Origin of the sequence: Streptomyces sp. DH12, from assembly GCF_020873895.1 — a bacterium.
Taxonomy (GTDB): domain Bacteria; phylum Actinomycetota; class Actinomycetes; order Streptomycetales; family Streptomycetaceae; genus Streptomyces.
In genome coordinates this window covers 109,468-128,643 of sequence record NZ_JAHWGT010000015.1, presented here as the reverse complement: position 1 = coordinate 128,643, position 19,176 = coordinate 109,468, and the positions used below count along the sequence as shown (strand labels likewise).

Below are 19,176 nucleotides of genomic sequence, written 5' to 3'. Positions count from 1 at the left end.
GCGAGTTTAACGAACGCGGTGGGCGCGCGCGTTCGTCAGTGGGCCCCTTGTTCGGGGGTGGGGGCGGGGCCCTGGGCGGGGCTGCCGGCGGCCGGGCCGTCCTGCTGCGCCTCCTGGAGGAGGGAGAGCGCGAACTCCAGGAGTTCGGCGGGGAGACCGGCGTCGTCGACGCCCCGGCCGGCGACGCCGCTGATCTCGCCGGTGCGCCGTCTGGCGAGGAACTGGAGGCCGGCCACGACGTCGTCGACGACCTCCGACTCCTCCTTGAAGAACCGCCAGTCCACGCCGAAGCCGAGGCCGAGCGCCTTGAGGATCTCCTCCGACGGGTGGGTGACCTTGCCCGCGAGGATGTTGGAGAAGTAGCTGTGCGAGAGGGCGCCGCCGCGCTCCCTGACGAGCTCGGAGAAGGCCCGCCCCGAGACCTTCTGGCCGGGGAAGGTCCTCTCCACCATGTAGGCGACCTTCTGCTGGAGCGTTCTCAGCTCGGGTGCCGTGTGCTCCCCGCCGTTGCCGTCGTCCATCCCGGTCCCCACGTTCGCGTCCGCCGCGCCTGCGCGGTCAAGTCAACGGGCCCGTACTGTACCGACCCCGCCCCGGGCGGTTCAGGAGCGGATCGGGCTTGCGCAAACACTCTACGTCACTGTTAACTCGAAAAAACACGGACAGGGGGCCACGAGGGGAGTCCCTTGTCCGTGGTGGACCTCGCGCGCGCCGGGCCAGGCGCATCACAGAGCGCGCAGAAGGGAAGAACCACCACGAGGGGGTGCCGGCGCGAGGAGAAGAGGCGTGCCATGTCAGCGTCCCGGAGCACGAGCCGCGGCGGGAGCCAGGACGGGAGCCGCGGCCACGGCCGTTCCCGGTACGTCGCCGACCGGGGCCTGACCGCCCGCATGGTGACCACCATGTTCCTGATCGGGCTGCTGTACGTGGTGGTCGTCGGGCTGCTGGTGGTGTTCCTGCGCGGCTCGTGGCCGGTGGTCGTGGCGATCGCGGGCGCGCTCTTCGTCGCCCAGTTCTTCTTCGCGGACCGACTTGCCGCGTACGGCATGGGGGCCCGCGAGGTGGCGGCGGAGCAGGCGCCGCAGCTGCACGGGGCCGTCGACCGCGTCTGCGCCCTCGCCGACATGCCGAAACCGCGGGTGGCGGTCGCCGACACCGACGTGCCGAACGCGTTCGCGACCGGCCGCAGCCGGGACACCGCGCTGGTCTGTGTCACCACCGGCCTCCTGCGGCGGCTGGAACCGGAGGAGCTGGAGGGCGTCCTCGCGCACGAGCTGTCCCACGTCGCCCACCGGGACGTGGTGGTGATGACGGTCGCGGCGTTCCTGGGCGTGGTCGCCGGGGCCATGGCGCGGGTCGCGCTGTGGGGCGGCTTCGGGCGGGGCGGGCAGGGCCGTGACGGGGGCGCCGCCGTGGCCGTGCTGCTGGTGCCGGTGGTGAGCGCCGTCGTGTACGCGGTGGGGTTCCTGCTGACGAGGCTGCTGTCCCGGTACCGCGAACTCTCCGCCGACCGGGCCGCCGCGCTGCTGACCGGGCGCCCCTCCGCGCTGGCCGCCGCGCTGACGAAGGTGACCGGCCAGATGGGGCAGATCCCCACCCGGGACCTGCGCCGGGCGGAGCCGTACAACGCCTTCTGGTTCGCGCCGGCGTTCTCCTCGCGGCAGAGCCTCGGGCGGCTGCTCGCCTCGCACCCTCCGCTCGACCAGCGCCTCGACCAGTTGGCGCGGATCTCCGACCGGCTGGGCCGGTAGGCGCGGGGCGGCGGGCATGGGCTTCCTCGACGTGCTGCTGGGCCGCTCCCGGCCGGCGCGGCCCGACCTGGACCGGCTGTTCGCCCTGCCCGGTGCGGCGCTGACGCTGGAGGCGGCGACGGGCTTCGCCCCCACGGGCAACGGGTCCGTCTGCTTCGCCGGGGTGGAGGGCGGGGCGTTCGCGCGGGTCCGCGACGAGGTGCGGGAGCTGCTGGACGCGGACACCGGGCGGGGCGGCCTGCCCGTGGAGCCGAGCCGCGACGCGTACGGGTACGGCTGGCTGCTGGCCCGGCACCCGCCCGACGCGCTGCCCGCCCTGGTCACGGACCTGCACGCGGTCAACACGCTGCTGCGGGACGCCGGGTTCGGGACGCACCTGCTCTGCTCCCTCGTCGGCTTCCGCGCCCCGCGGGACGGGCGGCGCCTGGCGCTCGTGTACCTGTACAAACGCGGGTCCTTCTACCCCTTCGCGCCGCTGGTGGGGGAGCGGCGGGACACCGCGCTGGAGCTCCGGGTGCGGGGCGTGCTGGCGGACGAGCTGCGCGTGGAGGCGGACCTCGGCCGGTGGTTCCCCGTCTGGGGCGCCCCGGGCCTGGACTGACCGCGGTCCGCCCGGCGCCGCCCCGTCCCTTCCGCGCGCGCCCGGTCCGGCCGGTGGCTACCGTGGCAATCGGGGGACCGCCGCGCACGCGCACCACGAGGAGGCCGCCATGGCTGTGCAACCCGAGGGCATGCCCTGCTGGGCCGACGCGATGTTCACCGACGTCGAGGGCGCCAAGCGCTTCTACGCCGACGTGCTGGGCTGGACGTTCGGCCACGCGCAGACGGAGTACGGCGACTACGTCCAGGCGTACGCGGACGGCCGGGCCGTCGCCGCCGTCGCCCCGCCGATGCCGGGGCAGGACGGCGGGACCCCGCCGCCCGCCTGGTGCCTGTACCTCGCCTCGCCGGACGTCGAGGCGACCGCGCGCAAGGTTCGCGAGAACGGCGGCGAGGTGCTCATGGAGCCCATGGCCGTCGGCGACTTCGGTTCGATGCTGCTGGCCCGCGACCCCGGGGGCGTCACCTTCGGGGTCTGGCAGGCCGGCACGCACGAGGGCTTCGAGGCGCGGGCCGTGCCGGGCGCCTACTGCTGGGCGGAGGTCTACACGCGGGACGTCGCGGCGTCCGACGCCTTCTTCCCCGCCGTCTTCCCCTTCACGGTGAAGCGGCTGGAGGACGACCACATGGACTTCAAGGTCTTCGAGCTCGACGACGCGCCCGTGCTGGGCCGGATGCTGATGGACGGCGACTTCCCGGCCGAGGTGTCGCCGTACGTCAACGTCTACTTCACCGTCGACGACGTCGACGCGGCGATCGGCCGGGCCACCACGCACGGCGGGAAGGTCGTCTTCGGGCCGATGGACAGCCCGTTCGGCCGGTTCGCGGCGCTGCTCGACCCGCAGGGTGCGGCGTTCTCGCTGATCGACGTGGCCAGGACGGAGGGCGAGATGCCCGCCCTCACCGCCGACAGCTGACCGGGGCCGCGGTACCGGCCCCGCCCGGCGGGTCGGCGCCCGCCAGGCGGGCCATCACCGGCCCGGCGCCGAACGGGTGACCGACCGACGCCGCCATCCCCATCGACACCCCCTCATATCGGTACATTCCGCCGCACAGGCGAAAGGAGATCGTGATGAGGGGAACGACCGGTATGCCCGCGGCGCGCAGGCGGTGGGCCAGGAGCACCGGCACGGCCGGGGCGGCCGCCGTGTGCGCGCTGGCGCTGACGGGGGCCGCGCTGCCGCAGGGCGGCCAGGTGCGCGTCGAGACGGCCGTCGCGACGGCGTCGGGGCGCGCCGCGCAGGTGACCTACAGCTACCAGTGCCCGACGGCCGCCGGGTCCGTGCGCCTCGCCGTGCGGCTGGAGGACCGGACCAGCGGGACGAACTCGACGGTGACCCGGGTGCCGGAGCCGCAGGTCTGCGACGGCGTGCGGCACGCCCGCACCGACACGGTCGCGGCGGACGGCCCGGGTGTCTTCCGGGCGGGTGACGGGGTGATCGTCCGGGTGGAGATGGCGAGCGTGCCGCAGTCGGGTGACGGGACGCCGACGGGCGCCGGTGGGGCGTCGGACGGCATCACGGTGAGCACGGCCCGCGCGATGACCCTGGGCTGACACCCGGGGTGGTCCTCCGCGTCGGCGTCGGCGTCCTCGGGGGCCGACGCCGACAGCGTCGCGGCGGTCGTGGGCGTCGGCCGGCGCTGCGGCGCGCGGCGGTCGTCGTCAGCCGACGCGATGGCGTTCGAGGTGGTCGGCGACGGTGCGCAGGGTCGCCGCGAAGTCCTCCGCCTCGCGCAGCCGGGCGCCGAGGACCGCGCACCGGGTGTCGACGGTCCGCCGGTACGTCTCCAGGCGCGTCCGCAGCCCGTCCAGCTCCTCGTCCGCGGGCGGGTCGTCGACCGCCGCGAGCCGGTCGACGATGCGCAGCAGTTCGCGCATCTCGTCCAGCGTGAAGTCCAGCCGCCGCATGCGGCGCACGGCCCTGAGCCGTTCCACGTCGGCCGGGGTGTACAGGTTCAGCCCTCCCCTGGTGCGCGCGGACGGGGCCACCAGGCCCGCGTCCTCGTAGTGGCGGATGCTGCGCAGCGGCAGCCCGGTCCGCTCGGCCACCTCGCCGATCCTCATGTGCCACCGCTGCTCGTCCGCCATCACCGCGCCCGCCTACTCGTCGCCGTCCACGCGTTCACGCTGGACGGCCAGAGTACGTACGCGGACCGCCGGGAACCGTGCACCGGCGAGCCGCGCGCCGGACGGCCACGGGGCTTCTCCCCCGGGTGGGGGCGCCCCGGGCGGCCTAACGGGCGACGAACTGGGTGAGGATCGCCTGCACCTCGTAGATGTCGACGCCCTTGGTGAAGGTCTTCTGGACGGGCGTGGGGCTGCCGGAGATCCAGATCTTCAGTTCGGCGTCGAGGTCGAAGGTGCCGGCCGTCTCGACCGCGAAGTGCGTGATGCTGCGGTACGGGATCGAGTGGTACTCGACCTTCTTGCCGGTGATGCCCTGCTTGTCGACCATGATCAGTCGGCGGTCGGTGAACAGGATCGTGTCGCGGATGAGCAGGAACGCGGCGTACACCCGCTCGTCGGGACCGAAGAGCCGCGCGTACTCCTGCTGGGCGCTCGCCGGGTCGACGGTGTGCGCGTTGCCGAACAGTGCCATGGAAACCCCCCGTGGATCGATTCGTACGATCGTCGCACTGTACCGTCGCCGGACGGCGCGAGGCCCGACGGCGCGGGCCGGGGCCGGCGCCGACGGACTCGGCGCGGCACGGGCCACGGCATGGGCCACGGCATGGGTTTGCATGGGTTGAGGAGCATGGTGGACGACCGACCGGACAGCGGCGACCCGCGGACCTGGGACCCGGAGGCGACGCAGTACCTTCCGCCGACCGCCACCCCCCACCCGTGGCCGGGCCCCGACGCACCGGGGTACGAGGCCCCGGGGTACGAGGTACCGGGGTACGGGGTGCCGGGGCCCGGGACACCGGAGTACGACGTACCGGAGTACGGGGCACCGGGCCACCACGACGCACCGCCGTACGAGGCACCGCCGTACGACGTACCGGGGTACGGCGCACCGTCGTACGACCCCTCCGACGCGACGCAGCTCCTGCCGCCCACCCCGGCGTACGACGCCTCCGCATCCGACGCGACGCAGGTCCTGCGCCCCACACCCGCTCACGACGTGTCGGGGTCCGACGCGACCCGGCTCCTCCCGCCCGTCCCCACGCACGGCGGGCCGGTCCCGCCGGTCGGACCGGGTGGGTACGGGCCGCCGCCGGCGGAGTCGACGCGGCCCCTGCCCCGCGTCGTCGACGGGCGCCCGCCCCGGACCGCGCCCCGCGGCGCGCCCGGGGGCGCCCGTCGCCGGGGGCCGTCGCGGACGGTCCTCGTCGGTGCGGCCATCGCCGCGTGCGCCGTCCTCGGGCTGGGGATCGGGGCCCTGCTCGGCGGCGGCGAGGGCGATCCCGCGCCCGTCGCGGCCGGTACGGCGACCGCCGGGTCCGGCGCCGCGACCGCGCCGCCGGCCACGCCCGGGCCGCCCCCCACGCCGTCCCCCTCCGCGACGGAGTCGCGGCCGCCGGTCCCGACGGGCCGGTTCGTCCTGTTCGACGCGGCGACCGGCCGGGCCGCCGACGTGTCGGCGGCCGCGACCACCGACGGCGCCCCGGTCATCGCGTGGGAGCGGCACGCCCAGGCCAACCAGCAGTGGCTCGTGGAGGACCTGGGCGACGGCCACGTGCAGATCAAGGCGGGCCACTCGGGGCTGTGCCTCCAGCCGACCGAGCCGGTCGGCGCGGGCGCCGCCGTCGTCCAGCGGCCCTGCGTCGCCGGCGACGCCCAGCGCTGGCTGCCGGCCGCGTCCGCCGACGCGACCACGCACGGCTTCACGCTCAAGGGGTCCGGGCTGGCGCTGGCCCCGGCCGGCCCGGAGAACGGCGCTCCGCTGAGCCTCCAGGCCGCCGATCCGGCCGCGCCGCCCGTCTGGACGCTGCAACCCGTCGGGTAGACACCGGGCACGCACCGGTGCGGTCACCGGGTGGGCGGTCACCCGGCGGGGCGGTCACCCGGCGGCCTCACCCGGCGGGGCGGTCACCCGGCGGCCTCACCCGGCGGCCCGGTCACCCGGCGGTGCGGTCACCGGGCGGCGCGGTCGCCGGGCGGGGCGGCCACCGGGCGGTCGCGCGGCCGGTCCGCCACGCCGTAGCGCCGTCACCCCGCTTCGTCGCACCGCGGGTGACCGCGCCGCGCCGTCACCGCATGCCGCCGGCGACCCCGGTGAGCTGGCCCAGGCCCTGCGCGTACGTGGTGGCGCCGTTCGTGCCGGCGCCGGTCACGGTGCCGGCGTGGCCGAGCAGGGCCGACCCGGCGGTGCCCAGCGGGATGGACTCGCTGCCGGCGGCCTGCGCCGTCGCGTCGGCGTGGGCGGTACCGGCGCCGGCCCCGGCCAGCGCGGCGGCGGCGCCGAGAGCGGCTCCGGTGACGAGACGGCTGGTCCTGCGGATGCTGCGGATGCTGCGGCTGCTCACGGGGGCTCCTCCGGGTCGTCGGCGACGCGCGGGCGGCGCGTCGTCAACGACAACGGCACCGCCCGCCCGGAAGGCACGGGCCCCGTACCCGGGGAGGAGGGGCCCGGGGCCGGGGCGGGGCGGACCGCGGGGCCGGGCACCCGGCGGGAGCCGCCGCCTCCCGCCGGAAGCGGCCCGCCCCGGCCGGAGTTCCGTCCGACTCACGGGTCCGGCGCCAGGATAACTCCGATCGAGTGACGTGCATCACCTCAGACCATGATTTTTCCGCCCCCATCCGGCATGGCCGGACCCCCCAGGGGTACTGCGGGCCCATGGCTCCCGGCATCGCACCCAGGAACGTCCCGTCCGACGACCGCGCCACCGCCCCGCCCCGCCGCGCCCCGACCGGCGCGCACGGCCCCCCGGCCCCGGCCGCCCGCGCGGCGCCCACCGCGCGGCCGGGGCCGAGCGCGCACGCAGGGCCGACGGCGCGCCCGGGCGGTCGCCATGAACGGTGAGGTACCCGTACCGCGCTCCGGCGGAGGCGGCGGCCACCGGGCGCTGCCGCACACGGCCGACGTGCGCATCGAGGCGTGGGGCGACAGCCGGGAGCAGTGCCTCGGGGAGGCGGTGCTCGCCCTGGTGGAGTCGTTCGCCGACGTGTCGGCGGCCCACGCGGACGCGGTGCGCAGGGTGCGGCTGGAGGAGGTCGGCGACGACGACCTGCTGGCCGACCTCCTGGACGAGGTGGTGTTCCGGGTGGACGAGTTCGGCGAGGTGCCCGTGGACGTCGAGGTGGAGACGACCGACGACGGCCTGGACGTCCGGCTCGCCGTGGCGGCGCTGCGCGGGGTGCCGATCACCGGGGCGGTACCGAGCGCCGTGTCGTGGCACGTGCTCCGCATGGGCCCCGGCCCGCACGGCTGGTCCTGCGCCGTGGCGGTGGACGTCTGACGGCCCCAGGCCCCGGCCCTCGACGCGCCCCGCCCCGCCCCGGCCGCGCACCGGGGCGGGGCTGGGCGCGTGCGGGCTCACACCGCGCGGTGCAGGAGGAAGTCCACCAGGGCGTCGAGGTCGCGGGTCGCGCCCGGGGCGAGGGGTGCCCCGTGCAGGCAGGCGCGGGCCGCGGAGAGGTGGTGGCGGGCCTCCTCCAGGGTCGCGGCGCGCCCGCCGGCCCGCTCCACCAGCTCGGCGGCGCGCGCGGCGACGCCGTCCCCGTGCGCACCGTCCCCGTGGGCACCGGCCGTCCGCGTACCGGCCGCGTCGGGGCCGTCGCCGGCGGCGCCGCCGGCCGGGGTCTCCAGGAGGGCGGCCAGTTCGCGGGCGGCGGGGCCGGCGGCGGCGAGCGCGGACAGCACGGGGTACGTCTTCTTGCGGCGCCGCAGGTCGCCGTGGACCGGCTTGCCCGTCACGGCGGGGTCGCCCCAGATCCCCAGCAGGTCGTCGACCGCCTGGAACGCCACGCCCAGGTGCCGGCCGGCCCGGTCCAGCGCGGTGACGGTCGCCTCGGGCGCCCCGCCGAGGAGCGCGCCCAGCGCGGCGGCGCAGCCCAGGAGGGCACCCGTCTTGTGCTCGGCCATGGCGCGGTACTCGTCGGGCCGTACCGCGTCCGGCCCGGTCCACGGCCGGTCCTCGAAGCAGAGGTCCTCCGCCTGACCGCGCACCAGGTCGGTGAGGGTGTCGCACAGGCGGCGCACCGCGGCCCGGGTGTGCTCGCCGGGCGCCTCGGCGAGGGACTGCACGGCGAGCGCGAACAGGGCGTCGCCGGCGAGGACGGCGGGCCCGGTGCCGTACGCCTTCCACACCGTCTCGCGCTGCCGGCGCATCGCGTCGCCGTCCATGATGTCGTCGTGCAGCAGCGAGAACGCGTGCACGAGCTCCACCGCGACCGCGCCGGCCACCGCGACGCGCCCGTCGGCTCCGGCGGCCTCCGCGCCCAGCACGGCGAGGGCCTGCCGCACGCCCTTGCCCTCCGACGCCCCCGGGTCGGGCGTGCCGGCCGCGTCGCTCCAGCCGAGCGAGAACGCGGCCATCTCCCCGGTCCAGGGGTGGAGCCCGCCCACGGCGTCGGCGAGGGCGGGCCGCACGAGCGCACGGCAGCGCGCCAGAACACCCGCGGCACCCGAATCGTCCGTGGCAGCCGTGGCAGCCGTGGCACACGTGGCGTCCGCGGGACCCGAGGCGTCCGCCGCGCCGACCGCGTCCGCGTACGCCCCGGCCCCACTCCGGCCCCCGGCCCCGCTCCCACCCCCGTCCCGCCGTGCGGTGGTGGGCGGGAGGGGTGCCGAGGGTGCCGTGCGGGCCGATGCGGTCAGCGGTACGGAGGTCATCGCCGGGTCTCCTCCTCGCCGGACGGCAGTGGTCCGACGCCCAGTTCGGCGGCCGCCTTCTCCACCATGTCGCGGGCGTGGCGCAGCCCGATGCGGTTCAGTGTGTCGCGCAGTGCGGCCAGTTCGGCGGCGGTCTCCGCGGTGTCGCGGCCGAGCCGGGCGAGGGCCTTGGCGAGCCCGAGCCGGGACAGCGCCGTGCCGCGCGGCTCGTCCATGGCCCGGAACTCCTCCAGCGCCCCCGCGTACGTGTCCCGCGCCTCGGCGTACCGCCCGGCCCGGTACAGGACGTTGCCGCGCATCTTGTGGTTGTAGGCGAGCGCGCTCGACAGCTCCATCTCGCGGCACGCGACCTCGGCCTCGGAGAGCAGCGCGAGCGCCCGCTCCACGTCCCCGTCGCGTACGGAGACGACGTCGGCTATGCCGCGCAGCGCCCACGCCCGGCCGCGCCGGTCGTCGGCCCGGCCGGCCGTCTCGGCGGCCTCCTCGAACAGCTCCAGGGCCCTGTCGTACGAGCCGGTGTTGCGGTGCATCTGCGCGATGCCCTCCAGCGCCCACACGGTGTGCCGGGCCTCGCCCCGGCGGCGGGCCTCCGCGAGGAGCTGCTCGTGCAGCTCGCCGACGGCCTGGTAGTCGCCCTGTATCCGGCCGGTCTCGGCGAGCCCCGCGAGGGAGTAGCCGCGCACGACGACGTCCCCGCCGCGCTCGCCCAGCTCGGCCGCGAGCCGCAGCAGCCGGTACGCCAGCGCGAGGGAGCCCCGCTGGCGGGCGAGCGTGCCGCCGCTCCACATCGCCCAGGCCATGGCCGCGACGTCGCCCGCCTCCCGCGCGGCCCGGTAGCCGGCCTTCCAGGCCCGGTCGGCCTCCTCGATCCGCCCGAGCCGCCGGCACGCCTCCGCCACCGCGAGCCCGCAGCGCGCCACCTCCCGCAGATCGCCGGCCGCCTCGGCGGCGCGCAGCTCCCGCGCGCCCTTCTCCAGCACCTCGGTGAGGGAGGAGTTCACGGACAGCGACCCGAGCGCCCCCTGGTACTCGGGCGCGAACGCCTTCCCCCGCGGCCCGCCGGCCGCCCCCGCCCCGCGCCGCCCTGCCGCCGTCGGCGCCGCCTGCGTCGTCTGCGTCGTCTGACCCACTGTCACACCCGTTTCCCTCTGCGTTCCTTACGGGTCAAGACGGTAGGAGCGCGGGGAGGTTCCACGAGTCCCCCTCCGCGCTGGTCAGGGCTCATACCTGAGTGCTACACGGGTGCGCGCCCCTCGTCACCGCGACGTATCGGGACGGGCCGGAGGGGTACTTCCGACGGACCCCGCGGCCGTCGGGCGGAGAGCGCCGGCGCGCCCGGCGGACGGAGGCCGCGGGTTGGGGGCCGGGCCGGGGGATCCGTACCCATCCGGGGCGGGGGTGGCTCCGAATGGTCCGAAAGAAGCGTTCCGTGTCACGTGGAAGGGTTGCGTATGGGCGGCCACGACATCCCCCCTGGCCCCGAGGACCGCCCCGGGGGCCCTTTCGAGGACCGTCCCGGGGGCCGTCGCCGCGCGGGAGGTGCCGGATGAACGGCGCCGCGCGCGCGGGGACGGGCGTCCGGCCCGGGGGCCCCGACCTGGCGGAGCTGCTGGGCCGGACGGCCGACGGCGACCAGGAGGCGTTCGCCGCGCTGTACGACGCGACCGCCGGCCCGGTGTACGGGCTGGTCCTGCGGGTCCTGCGCGACCCGGCCCAGTCCGAGGAGGTCGCGCAGGAGGTCATGCTGGAGGTGTGGCGCTCCGCCGCCCGCTACGCGCCGGAGCGGGGGTCCGTGTCCGCCTGGGTCATGACCGTCGCGCACCGCCGCGCCGTGGACCGGGTCCGCGCGGAGCAGGCGGCCACGGACCGGGACGACCGTACGGCCCGGGCCGCGGCGACGCCCCCGTACGACCACGTCAGCGAGGAGGTGGCGGTGCGGTTGGAGAGCGAGCAGGTGCGCCGCTGCCTCGGGTCGCTGACCGAGCTGCAGCGGCAGGCCGTCACCCTGGCGTACTACCAGGGCTACACGTACGGCGAGGTCGCCGCCTTCCTCGCCGCGCCGCTGGGCACGGTCAAGACGCGGCTGCGCGACGGGCTGATCCGGCTGCGGGACTGCATGGGAGTGGACGCATGAGTGAGGAGCACCTGCACGCGCCGACCGGGGCGTACGCGCTGGACGCCCTGCCGCCGGACGAGCGGGAGGCGTTCGAGCGCCACCTGCGCGAGTGCCCCGCCTGCGCCCAGGAGGTCCGCGGGCTGACCGCGACGGCCGCCCGCCTGGGCACGGCCGTCGCCGCCGCGCCGCCTCCCGCCCTGCGGGCGAGGGTCCTCGACGGGATCCGGACGGTACGCCAGCTCCCGCCGCACGTGCCGCCGTCCGTGCCCGGCCGCGCGCCGGGCCGGCGGCGGGCGCTGCCGCGGCTGGTCCTGGCGGCGTGCGTGGCGGCGGCCGCGGCGTTCGGCGGCGTGGCCGTCTGGCAGTACCAGGAGGCCCGGCAGGCGGAGGTGCGGGCGGAGGGCGCCCAGCGGAGGGCCGCGGAGCTGGCCCGGGTGCTGGCCGCGCCGGATGCCCGGACGGCGACCGGCACCCTGGGCGGCGGGGCCCGGGCCACTGTCGTCGTCTCCCGTGCCGAGGACCGCGCCGTGTTCCTGGCGTCCGGGCTGCCGGAGCTGCCCGAGGGCCGCGCCTACCAGCTGTGGTTCGCCGACGGGGACCGGATGCGCCCCGCGGGGCTCGTCCGCGACGACGCGACCGTCATGGACGGCCGGGTCGCGGGGGCCACCGGCATGGGCGTCACGGTGGAACCGTCCGGCGGCTCACCGCGGCCGACCACCGAGCCGCTGGCCGTCATGACCCTGCCGTCCTGACGGCGGCGGGCCCTCGCACCACCCCGGCGGGGGCGGCGCCCCACCGGGGGCACCGCCCCCGCCGCCGCCGTACGCGCCCGCCGCGATACGCGCTCCCCGCCCCGTACGCGCTCTCCCCGGCCGCCCTACGCGCCCGCCGCGGTACGCGCCCCCGCCGCCGTACGCGCCTCTCCCAGGGCCCCGTACCAGGGCTCAGCTCGGCAGTCAGGAGGCACGGGCGGCCAGGCGGTACGGGCGGGTGCGCCGCACCGGCGGCCAGGCGGCGCGGGCACGGGCGGCGGGACGCATGGCGTACCCCGGCGCCCTGCGGCGGCTGGGAGGCCTCCGTCACCCGATCGGATGGCACACCCATCCGCCGGGCGCCCCGCTCCGAACAAGGGGTGTGACGAACCTCCGACGGACCCTCGGCCGCACCGCGCTCGGCGCGGCCTGCGGACTGCCGGCCGGCTTCGCCGCCCTCGCGGCGGCCGAACCGACGGCCGCCGCCGTCCGCCCCGCGGCCGGGCCCGTCACCGTCGTGGGCGGTGCGGCGATCGACCGCACGCCGGCGGCGGTGAAGGACTGGGCGATCCGCGCGTTCGGGGAGTCCGACAAGCTGGCCCTCCAGGCCGGCATCCTCGCCGTGCTCGCGCTGTGCGCCGTACTCGTCGGCGTGCTCGCGCTGCGCCACCGGCGCCTCGGCACGGCGGGCGTGCTGCTCTTCGGAGCCGTGGGCGCCGCCGCGGCGCTCGGCCGCCCCGACAGCGGGGGACCCGCCGACGCGCTGCCGTCCCTGGTGGCCGCCGCCGTCGGGGCCGCCGTCCTGCACTTCCTGGCCACCCGCGCCACCCCTGGCCTCCAGCCGACCGACCCCGGCCCCGACCCCGCGTCCGACAGCGCCCGTACCGGCAGCGCCCCTGCCGGCAGCGCCACCACCGCCGGGAGCAGGCGCGGTTTCCTCGTGGCGGCCGGTGCCACGACGGTCGGGGCGGTGGCGGCGGGTGCGTCCGGCCGGGCCCTCGCCGGCCGTCGCGGCCAGGCCGCCGCCGCCTCGCGCGAGGCGCTGCGCCTGCCGCCCCCCGCCTCCCCGGCGCCTCCGCTGCCGGCCGGGGTCGCCGTCCGCGTCCCGGGCGTCAGCCCGTTCACGACCCCGGCCGCGGACTTCTACCGCGTCGACACCGCGCTCGTCGTCCCGGAGGTGGACGTCTCCGGTTGGCGGCTGCGCCTCCACGGCGAAGGCGTGACGCGCCCCCGCACGTACACCTTCGCCGAGCTCCTGGCGAGGCCGCTGACCGAGCGGTACGCCACGCTGACCTGCGTCTCCAACGAGGTCGGCGGCCCGTACGTGGGTACCGCCCGCTGGCTCGGCGTCCCGCTCGCCGAGCTGCTGCGCGAGGCGGGCGTGCGACCGCCCTCGCAGGGGGGCCGCGCGGACCAGCTCGTCGCCCGTTCCGTCGACGGCATGACGATCGGCACACCGGTCGAGGACGTCATGGACGGCCGCGACGCCCTCCTCGCCGTCGGGATGAACGGCGAACCGCTCCCCTTCGAGCGCGGCTTCCCCGTCCGCATGGTCGTACCGGGCCTCTACGGGTACGTCTCCGCCTGCAAGTGGATCGAGGAGATCGAGCTCACCACCTTCGCCGCCCACGACGCGTACTGGGTCCGCCGGAAGTGGGCCCGCAGGGCGCCGGTGAAGACGCAGAGCCGCATCGACACGCCCAGGCCCTTCTCGCGCCCCGCCGCCGGGGTCGTCATGGTCGCGGGCGTCGCCTGGGCGCAGCGCCGCGGGATCCGGCGGGTGGAGGTACGGGTGGACGACGGCCCGTGGCAGGAGGCCCGGTTGGCCGCCGAGGGCACGGTCGACACCTGGCGGCAGTGGTCCTTCCCGTGGCGGGCCACCCCCGGCGGCCACACCCTCACCGTCCGCGCCACCGACGGCACGGGCGCCGTCCAGACGGAACGCCGCACGAGGACCGTCCCCGACGGGGCGAGCGGCCGCCACGGCGTCTTCGTCACGGTCACCGCCCCGTAGGCCCCCCGCCCCGGCCCCGCGCCCCCAGCCCAGCACCGCACCCGGACCCACGACCCAGCCCCAGCCCGGACCCACAACCGGACCCCCAGCCCAGCACCGCACCCGGACCCACGACCCAGCCCCAGCCCGGACCCACAACCGGACCCACAACCCGGACACACCGACACCCAGGAGACCGAGACCCCATGAACACCACCCCGCGCGTCCGCCGCACCGCCGTCGCCCTCGCCACCGCGGCCGTCCTGCCGTTCGCGCTCACCGCCTGCGCGGAGTCCGGCGGCGACGGCGCCCCGGCCGCCAAGGAGTCCTCCGCTGCCGCCGGCGCCCAGGACCGGCCGTCGGCGTCGCAGGCGGCGGCCGGTCCGTTCGGGCCCGCCTGCGCCACCGTCCCGGCGGACGGCGCGGGCAGCTTCGAGGGCATGGCGCAGGACCCGGTCGCCACGGCCGCGTCCAACAACCCGGCGCTGTCGACGCTGGTCGCCGCCGTACAGAAGGCGGGCCTGGTCGACACCCTCAACAACGCGCAGGACATCACCGTCTTCGCACCCACCGACGACGCCTTCGCGAAAATCCCCAAGGCCGACCTCGACAAGGTCCTCGCCGACAAGGACATGCTGACGAACATCCTCACGTACCACGTCGTCGGCGAGCGGCTCACCCCGCAGCAGCTGGGGGACGGCTCCTTCGAGACCCTTCAGAAGGGCCGGCTCACCACCTCCGGATCGGGCGAGTCGTACACGGTGAACGACACGTCGAAGGTCGTCTGCGGCAACGTGCGGACCGCCAACGCCACCGTGTACATCGTCGACACGGTCCTGATGCCGAAGTGACCTGACCGGCCCCCCGGCACCGGCCTCCCCCCGCACCGTCGCCCCCGACCGGGGCCCCACACCGGCCTCCCCCGCACCGGCGCCCCCGACCGGGGCCCCGCGGCGCCCGCCCCGCGCCGCGGGGCCCCTCCGCGCGCCGACGCCGTCAACCCGGTCAACCCGGCCGGGTCTGCTTCAGGCGCGTCACGACGGCGCCGTGGCCCTCCTGCACCGCCTCCACCACCGTCTGGTGCAGGGAACGGCTCTCCTCCTCGGAGTGGCACGGGACCGGGCTGCCGGTCATCGTGTACCACTCCGAGCCGCCGCTGTACTGGACGGCGACGTCCGCCTCGGTGCCGTACCAGGTGGTGTGCACGGTGAGGTCCCCGGTGAGGACGCCCAGCTCGTCCGTGCGGACGCCCCCGGTCCCCGCGATCACGTTGACCGTCGTCCACGATGCCCAGCCGGTCATGGCCGCGCCCCTTTCGCCGTGCCGAACACGCCGTGGCCCGGGACGCGGCGCCGGTCGGGCCCTGGTCGGGGCCTCTCGGGCGGGTCCCGGTGGAGCCGGGGGCGTGCCTGGGTCCTTGCAACCACCATGCGCGCGTCGACGGAGCCCGTCGACCCGAACGGGTGACGCCCGCCCCGGTCCGGGGCCGTCCGCACGTCCCCGCGGCGCGTCGGCGCACATATCCGGGGCGATGGCGGGGACCCGGAGAAGGAGAGAGTGGGAAGCACGGAGGATGGGGTGTACGCGTATGACGACGCGCCATGCGGTGCGAACGGAAAGTCCCCGGATCGGTGTCCGCCGCGTCGACGAGGTCGAGTCGGCGTACCGCAGCCTCGCCGCGGAGGCCACCGGGCGGGGCGCCCGCGGCGGCCGGGCGCTCCAGGAGCGGCCCCGCGCCCTGCGGGAGGGCGCGGCGGAGGCGTACCGGTGGGCGCTGGCCCGCGAACCGCAGGGGCCCATCACGGGCCTGCGGGCGCGCGAGGTGCCCGACGTGTGGCGGCTGACGGCGGAGGCGGACGCCGCGGCGGTCCTGCTCGACGACCCGGCGTGCCCGCACGACACACGCGACTACGTGCGGGGCGTGCACGACGCGCTGGCGTGGCTCTGCGGCCACAGCGACCAGCGGGTCTGACGGCACCCCTCCGACCCGCCACCGCCCGCCTCGACACGTCGCCGACCGACACTCGCCGACCGGTCCGGGCCGACCCGACCGGCCCGGACCGGCCCGACGCCCGCGCCGGCTCAACCGCCCGCGCCGGCTCCGTCACCCGTGCCGGTTCGACCGCCCGCGCCGCCCGACCGCCGGTCCGGGGCCCCGGCTCAGCCGCCCGCCCCGGAGCCCTCGCCCGCCCCGGAGCCGTCGTCACCGGGCGCCGGGCCGTCACCCGGCGCGGTCTCCTCGGGGCCGTCCCGTCGGAGTTCGTCGTTGATGCGCAGGGCCTCCGCCAGGTCGTCCTCCAGGATGATGATCCGGCACGCCGCCTCGATGGGCGTGCCCTGGTCCACCAGCTCCCGCGCGCGGGCGGCGACCCGCAGTTGGCGCCGCGAGTACCGGCGGTGCCCGCCGCCGGACCGCGGAGGTGTGATGAGCCCCGCCTCCCCGAGCGCGCGGAGGAAGGCCGGGGTCGTCCCGATCAGCTCCGCTGCGCGCCCCATGCTGTACGCGGGGTAGTCGTCGTCGTCGAGGTTGTCGGCGGGGGTGCTGCGTCGCGCTCCTGGAGCCATGCGCGCCTTTCGTCTCGGGGCGTCGTGCCGGGCGGCCACCGGGACGGCACCCCCCTCACGCGGGCACCGTATCCGCCACCGGTGCCGAATGTCTATTCCGGCCGATACAGATTCGCGGGCGGGGCGGCGGCAGCTTTTCTCCCATAGAGAATTCGGCGCCAGGAATTATGGGTGGGTACGGCAATGCCGTGCTAGCCTCGAAGGAGTTGCAGTTGTGGTTCCCAGAGCTTCATGTGCCCCCCCGCCCCCCACGGGCGGAGGAGCACTTTTGTGTGGCCGGTTCTTCCGGACGGGGTAATCATCGCGGCGACGCGCGGCTCACACGGTGTGGGTCCGAATATCCCCTGAGGAGAAAATCATGGCTACTGGTGTCGTGAAGTGGTTCAACGCTGAAAAGGGCTTCGGCTTCATCCAGCAGGACGGTGGCGGCGCTGACGTGTTCGCCCACTACTCCAACATCGCGACCTCCGGCTTCCGCGAGCTGCAGGAAGGCCAGAAGGTCACCTTCGACGTCACGCAGGGCCAGAAGGGCCCGCAGGCGGAGAACATCCTCCCCGCCTGACGACGTAGGCGTTACGACGCCGCCGGGGCCCGCACCATGGGTGCGGGCCCCGCGCCGTTCCCCGGCGCCGCCGTTCGGCTCGGCGTGCCGCCCGCCCGGCTGAATCGAGGGCCGTGAATTCCTCGATCCCCTGTTTGAGGAATGTCTCCATGGCCCGTACCCCCCGTTCCCGGGGCAATCACCCGGGAACCCGCCAGGCGGCACCGGCATCCGCCGGCCGCGCGCGGAACGATCGGACGGACAGCGGTCCGAAGGGCGCGAAAGGCGCGCGGACCCGGGGCGGGAACCGCTCCACCCCGCCCCCGCCCGGCGATTTCGCCATGCCCGTCACCCACACGCCGCCGCTGCCGCCCGTCGAGTCCTTCGCCGACCTCGGCCTGCCCGCGCCGATGCTGCGGGCGCTCGAAGCCGAAGGGGTGACCGCCCCGTTCCCCATCCAGGCGGCGACCCTCCCCAACTCCCTGGCGGGCCGCGACGTCCTCGGCCGCGGCCGTACCGGCTCCGGCAAGACCCTCGCCTTCGGGCTGGCCCTCCTCGGCCGGCTCGCCGGGACCCGCGCCGAACCCCGCCGGCCGTCGGCCCTGGTCCTCGTCCCCACACGGGAACTGGCCCAGCAGGTCACCGACGCGCTCGCCCCGTACGCCCGCGCGCTCGGCCTGCGCCAGGCGACCGTCGTCGGCGGCGTGTCGATCGGCCGGCAGTCCTCCGCCCTGCGCGGCGGCACGGACGTCCTCGTCGCCACCCCCGGCCGGCTGAAGGACCTCGTCTCGCGCGGCGACTGCCAGCTGGACGACGTCAGCGTCACCGTCCTCGACGAGGCCGACCAGATGACGGACATGGGCTTCCTGCCGCAGATCACCGGCCTGATCGACCAGACCAGGCCCGACGGGCAGCGGTTGCTCTTCTCCGCCACCCTCGACCGCAACGTCGACGCGCTGGTGCGCCGCTACCTCACCGACCCCGTCGTCCACTCCGTGGACCCGTCGGCCGGCGTGGTCACCTCGATGGAGCACCACGTCCTGCACGTCCACGACACCGACAAGAACGCGACGGCGACCGAGATCGCCGCCCGCGACGGTCGCGTGATCATGTTCCTGGACACCAAGCACGGCGTCGACCGGTTCACCAAGCACCTCCTCAAGAGCGGCGTGCGGGCCTCCGCGCTGCACGGCGGCAAGAGCCAGCCGCAGCGCACCAGGACCCTCGCCCAGTTCAAGGAGGGCCAGGTGTCGGTGCTCGTCGCGACGAACGTCGCCGCCCGCGGCATCCACGTCGACGACCTCGACCTCGTCGTCAACGTCGACCCGCCCGGCGACCACAAGGACTACCTGCACCGCGGCGGCCGCACCGCCCGCGCCGGCGAGTCCGGCAGCGTCGTCACGCTGGTCCTGCCGCACCAGCGGCGCGACGTCGACCGCCTCATGGCGCACGCCGGCATCAAGCCGCGCACCACCGCCGTCCGCTCCGGCGAGGCCGAACTGACCCGCATCACCGGCGCCCGCACGCCCACCGGCATACCGGTCACCGTCACGGTCCCCACCCCCGCACCGGCCACGGCGGCCAAGCCCGCCGCAGGCCGCGGACGACGCGGCGGGGCACGGCGGGGCCGCCGCCCGGCGCGCGGCGCGGCGGGCCCGCAGCGGTGACCCCGCGCGGCGGCGCCCCACACACGCCGCCGCGCACCCCACCGGACGTCCCGATCCGTCCACCGACCGACGACACGACCCTGCGAGGCCGCCATGCGCTGTGTGATCGCCAGCTTCCCCTTCGACTTCGTCCAGAGCGAGGTGCAGACGCTGATGGCCGGCGTCACGCCCGAGCCCGCCGTGGGGCCCTGCGCGGTCATCGGCGACCACACCTACCCGGTCAAGCAGGTCGGTGAGGTGATCACCCGGCAGGACCGGCGCGACTTCACCGCCGCCGAGGTGACCCGCGCACTGCGGCGCCTCGGCTTCACCTGCGTGACACACGCCCCGGCGCCCGCCGCCGACCCGCTGGGCTGACCGGCGGCACGCACGCCGGAGTACCGGCCCGGCCCGGCGAGAGCCGGCCGACCGG

22 protein-coding genes are annotated in these 19,176 nt (G+C 76.5%); 14 read left to right on the top strand and 8 right to left on the bottom strand.

Annotated features, from left to right (window positions below):
• Positions 1-35: 35 nt before the first annotated feature.
• A complete protein-coding gene (locus tag LPA54_RS16220) occupies positions 36-521 on the bottom strand; it encodes a hypothetical protein (protein ID WP_228978221.1) in 486 nt (161 codons plus the stop codon).
• Positions 522-791: 270 nt separating this feature from the next.
• Here LPA54_RS16220 and htpX point away from each other — a divergent pair, with 270 nt between their 5' ends.
• The 4 genes from htpX to LPA54_RS16200 all read left to right on the top strand — a co-directional run bounded on the left by htpX (position 792) and on the right by LPA54_RS16200 (position 3,906).
• Positions 792-1,751: a zinc metalloprotease HtpX gene (gene htpX / locus LPA54_RS16215; protein WP_228978219.1), complete on the top strand. Its 960-nt coding sequence runs from the start codon at positions 792-794 to the stop codon at positions 1,749-1,751.
• 16 nt (positions 1,752-1,767) lie between these two features.
• Positions 1,768-2,352 carry a hypothetical protein gene (locus LPA54_RS16210; RefSeq protein WP_228978217.1) on the top strand — a complete coding sequence of 195 codons (585 nt, stop codon included), beginning with the start codon at positions 1,768-1,770 and terminating at the stop codon, positions 2,350-2,352.
• 109 nt (positions 2,353-2,461) lie between these two features.
• Entirely contained in the window at positions 2,462-3,268 is an 807-nt protein-coding gene (locus tag LPA54_RS16205; RefSeq protein WP_228978215.1) for a VOC family protein, read from the top strand.
• Between the two features lie 155 nt (positions 3,269-3,423).
• Positions 3,424-3,906 (top strand): hypothetical protein, encoded by a 483-nt coding sequence (locus tag LPA54_RS16200; protein WP_228978213.1) that lies wholly within the window; start codon positions 3,424-3,426, stop codon positions 3,904-3,906.
• Between the two features lie 108 nt (positions 3,907-4,014).
• Here the strand turns inward: LPA54_RS16200 and LPA54_RS16195 are convergent, their stop codons facing one another.
• Both LPA54_RS16195 and LPA54_RS16190 read right to left on the bottom strand, forming a co-directional pair.
• Positions 4,015-4,440, bottom strand: coding sequence for a MerR family transcriptional regulator (locus LPA54_RS16195; RefSeq protein WP_228978211.1), 426 nt, complete (start codon positions 4,438-4,440; stop codon positions 4,015-4,017).
• A gap of 145 nt (positions 4,441-4,585) precedes the next feature.
• Positions 4,586-4,951, bottom strand: coding sequence for a PH domain-containing protein (locus LPA54_RS16190; protein WP_058945005.1), 366 nt, complete (start codon positions 4,949-4,951; stop codon positions 4,586-4,588).
• Between the two features lie 156 nt (positions 4,952-5,107).
• Here LPA54_RS16190 and LPA54_RS16185 point away from each other — a divergent pair, with 156 nt between their 5' ends.
• A complete protein-coding gene (locus LPA54_RS16185; RefSeq protein WP_228978209.1) occupies positions 5,108-6,301 on the top strand; it encodes an RICIN domain-containing protein in 1,194 nt (397 codons plus the stop codon).
• Between the two features lie 244 nt (positions 6,302-6,545).
• Here LPA54_RS16185 and LPA54_RS16180 read toward each other — a convergent pair whose 3' ends face one another.
• Positions 6,546-6,821: a hypothetical protein gene (locus tag LPA54_RS16180; protein WP_228978208.1), complete on the bottom strand. Its 276-nt coding sequence runs from the start codon at positions 6,819-6,821 to the stop codon at positions 6,546-6,548.
• A gap of 486 nt (positions 6,822-7,307) precedes the next feature.
• On the opposite strand from LPA54_RS16180, the gene LPA54_RS16175 reads away from it, so the two are divergent.
• Positions 7,308-7,754 carry an archease gene (locus LPA54_RS16175; protein WP_228978205.1) on the top strand — a complete coding sequence of 149 codons (447 nt, stop codon included), beginning with the start codon at positions 7,308-7,310 and terminating at the stop codon, positions 7,752-7,754.
• Positions 7,755-7,831: 77 nt separating this feature from the next.
• On the opposite strand, the gene LPA54_RS16170 is transcribed toward LPA54_RS16175, so the two are convergent.
• Together LPA54_RS16170 and LPA54_RS16165 are read right to left on the bottom strand one after the other, a co-directional pair.
• Positions 7,832-9,130, bottom strand: coding sequence for a polyprenyl synthetase family protein (locus LPA54_RS16170; RefSeq protein ID WP_228978203.1), 1,299 nt, complete (start codon positions 9,128-9,130; stop codon positions 7,832-7,834).
• Positions 9,127-10,137: a tetratricopeptide repeat protein gene (locus tag LPA54_RS16165; protein WP_228978332.1), complete on the bottom strand. Its 1,011-nt coding sequence runs from the start codon at positions 10,135-10,137 to the stop codon at positions 9,127-9,129. The genes LPA54_RS16170 and LPA54_RS16165 overlap by 4 nt, the downstream gene beginning before the upstream one ends.
• A gap of 539 nt (positions 10,138-10,676) precedes the next feature.
• Between LPA54_RS16165 and LPA54_RS16160 the strand changes: the two genes are divergently transcribed.
• The 4 genes from LPA54_RS16160 (at position 10,677) to LPA54_RS16145 (ending at position 14,842) form a co-directional block, all read left to right on the top strand.
• Entirely contained in the window at positions 10,677-11,264 is a 588-nt protein-coding gene (locus tag LPA54_RS16160) for a sigma-70 family RNA polymerase sigma factor (protein WP_228978201.1), read from the top strand.
• Positions 11,261-11,998, top strand: a complete 738-nt coding sequence (locus LPA54_RS16155; protein WP_228978199.1) for an anti-sigma factor — start codon at positions 11,261-11,263, stop codon at positions 11,996-11,998. The genes LPA54_RS16160 and LPA54_RS16155 overlap by 4 nt, the downstream gene beginning before the upstream one ends.
• Positions 11,999-12,380: 382 nt before the next feature.
• Complete coding sequence (locus LPA54_RS16150; RefSeq protein ID WP_228978197.1) at positions 12,381-14,012, top strand: molybdopterin-dependent oxidoreductase; 1,632 nt, start codon at positions 12,381-12,383, stop codon at positions 14,010-14,012.
• 185 nt (positions 14,013-14,197) lie between these two features.
• Positions 14,198-14,842, top strand: a complete 645-nt coding sequence (locus LPA54_RS16145) for a fasciclin domain-containing protein (RefSeq protein ID WP_228978194.1) — start codon at positions 14,198-14,200, stop codon at positions 14,840-14,842.
• Between the two features lie 154 nt (positions 14,843-14,996).
• Here LPA54_RS16145 and LPA54_RS16140 read toward each other — a convergent pair whose 3' ends face one another.
• Positions 14,997-15,293 (bottom strand): hypothetical protein, encoded by a 297-nt coding sequence (locus LPA54_RS16140; RefSeq protein ID WP_228978192.1) that lies wholly within the window; start codon positions 15,291-15,293, stop codon positions 14,997-14,999.
• Between the two features lie 304 nt (positions 15,294-15,597).
• Here LPA54_RS16140 and LPA54_RS16135 point away from each other — a divergent pair, with 304 nt between their 5' ends.
• Positions 15,598-15,963 (top strand): hypothetical protein, encoded by a 366-nt coding sequence (locus tag LPA54_RS16135; protein WP_228978191.1) that lies wholly within the window; start codon positions 15,598-15,600, stop codon positions 15,961-15,963.
• Positions 15,964-16,151: 188 nt separating this feature from the next.
• Here the strand turns inward: LPA54_RS16135 and LPA54_RS16130 are convergent, their stop codons facing one another.
• Entirely contained in the window at positions 16,152-16,556 is a 405-nt protein-coding gene (locus LPA54_RS16130; protein ID WP_228978189.1) for a helix-turn-helix domain-containing protein, read from the bottom strand.
• A gap of 358 nt (positions 16,557-16,914) precedes the next feature.
• On the opposite strand from LPA54_RS16130, the gene LPA54_RS16125 reads away from it, so the two are divergent.
• From LPA54_RS16125 to LPA54_RS16115, 3 genes are all read left to right on the top strand, one after another.
• Complete coding sequence (locus LPA54_RS16125) at positions 16,915-17,118, top strand: cold-shock protein (protein WP_010468045.1); 204 nt, start codon at positions 16,915-16,917, stop codon at positions 17,116-17,118.
• A gap of 149 nt (positions 17,119-17,267) precedes the next feature.
• The gene (locus tag LPA54_RS16120; RefSeq protein ID WP_228978188.1) at positions 17,268-18,764 is read left to right on the top strand and encodes a DEAD/DEAH box helicase; all 1,497 of its coding nucleotides are present in this window, start codon (positions 17,268-17,270) and stop codon (positions 18,762-18,764) included.
• Positions 18,765-18,857: 93 nt separating this feature from the next.
• The gene (locus LPA54_RS16115) at positions 18,858-19,121 is read left to right on the top strand and encodes an SCO5918 family protein (protein WP_228978186.1); all 264 of its coding nucleotides are present in this window, start codon (positions 18,858-18,860) and stop codon (positions 19,119-19,121) included.
• Positions 19,122-19,176 lie beyond the last annotated feature (55 nt).

Bases quoted from the DNA above. Each gene is read 5' to 3' on its own strand.
- LPA54_RS16220 (WP_228978221.1), bottom strand. From the start codon at position 521: ATGGACGACGGCAACGGCGGGGAGCACACGGCACCCGAGCTGAGAACG.
- htpX (WP_228978219.1), top strand. From the start codon at position 792: ATGTCAGCGTCCCGGAGCACGAGCCGCGGCGGGAGCCAGGACGGGAGC.
- LPA54_RS16210 (WP_228978217.1), top strand. From the start codon at position 1,768: ATGGGCTTCCTCGACGTGCTGCTGGGCCGCTCCCGGCCGGCGCGGCCC.
- LPA54_RS16205 (WP_228978215.1), top strand. From the start codon at position 2,462: ATGGCTGTGCAACCCGAGGGCATGCCCTGCTGGGCCGACGCGATGTTC.
- LPA54_RS16200 (WP_228978213.1), top strand. From the start codon at position 3,424: ATGAGGGGAACGACCGGTATGCCCGCGGCGCGCAGGCGGTGGGCCAGG.
- LPA54_RS16195 (WP_228978211.1), bottom strand. From the start codon at position 4,440: ATGGCGGACGAGCAGCGGTGGCACATGAGGATCGGCGAGGTGGCCGAG.
- LPA54_RS16190 (WP_058945005.1), bottom strand. From the start codon at position 4,951: ATGGCACTGTTCGGCAACGCGCACACCGTCGACCCGGCGAGCGCCCAG.
- LPA54_RS16185 (WP_228978209.1), top strand. From the start codon at position 5,108: ATGGTGGACGACCGACCGGACAGCGGCGACCCGCGGACCTGGGACCCG.
- LPA54_RS16175 (WP_228978205.1), top strand. From the start codon at position 7,308: ATGAACGGTGAGGTACCCGTACCGCGCTCCGGCGGAGGCGGCGGCCAC.
- LPA54_RS16170 (WP_228978203.1), bottom strand. From the start codon at position 9,130: ATGACCTCCGTACCGCTGACCGCATCGGCCCGCACGGCACCCTCGGCA.
- LPA54_RS16160 (WP_228978201.1), top strand. From the start codon at position 10,677: ATGAACGGCGCCGCGCGCGCGGGGACGGGCGTCCGGCCCGGGGGCCCC.
- LPA54_RS16155 (WP_228978199.1), top strand. From the start codon at position 11,261: ATGAGTGAGGAGCACCTGCACGCGCCGACCGGGGCGTACGCGCTGGAC.
- LPA54_RS16145 (WP_228978194.1), top strand. From the start codon at position 14,198: ATGAACACCACCCCGCGCGTCCGCCGCACCGCCGTCGCCCTCGCCACC.
- LPA54_RS16140 (WP_228978192.1), bottom strand. From the start codon at position 15,293: ATGACCGGCTGGGCATCGTGGACGACGGTCAACGTGATCGCGGGGACC.
- LPA54_RS16130 (WP_228978189.1), bottom strand. From the start codon at position 16,556: ATGGCTCCAGGAGCGCGACGCAGCACCCCCGCCGACAACCTCGACGAC.
- LPA54_RS16125 (WP_010468045.1), top strand. From the start codon at position 16,915: ATGGCTACTGGTGTCGTGAAGTGGTTCAACGCTGAAAAGGGCTTCGGC.
- LPA54_RS16120 (WP_228978188.1), top strand. From the start codon at position 17,268: ATGGCCCGTACCCCCCGTTCCCGGGGCAATCACCCGGGAACCCGCCAG.
- LPA54_RS16115 (WP_228978186.1), top strand. From the start codon at position 18,858: ATGCGCTGTGTGATCGCCAGCTTCCCCTTCGACTTCGTCCAGAGCGAG.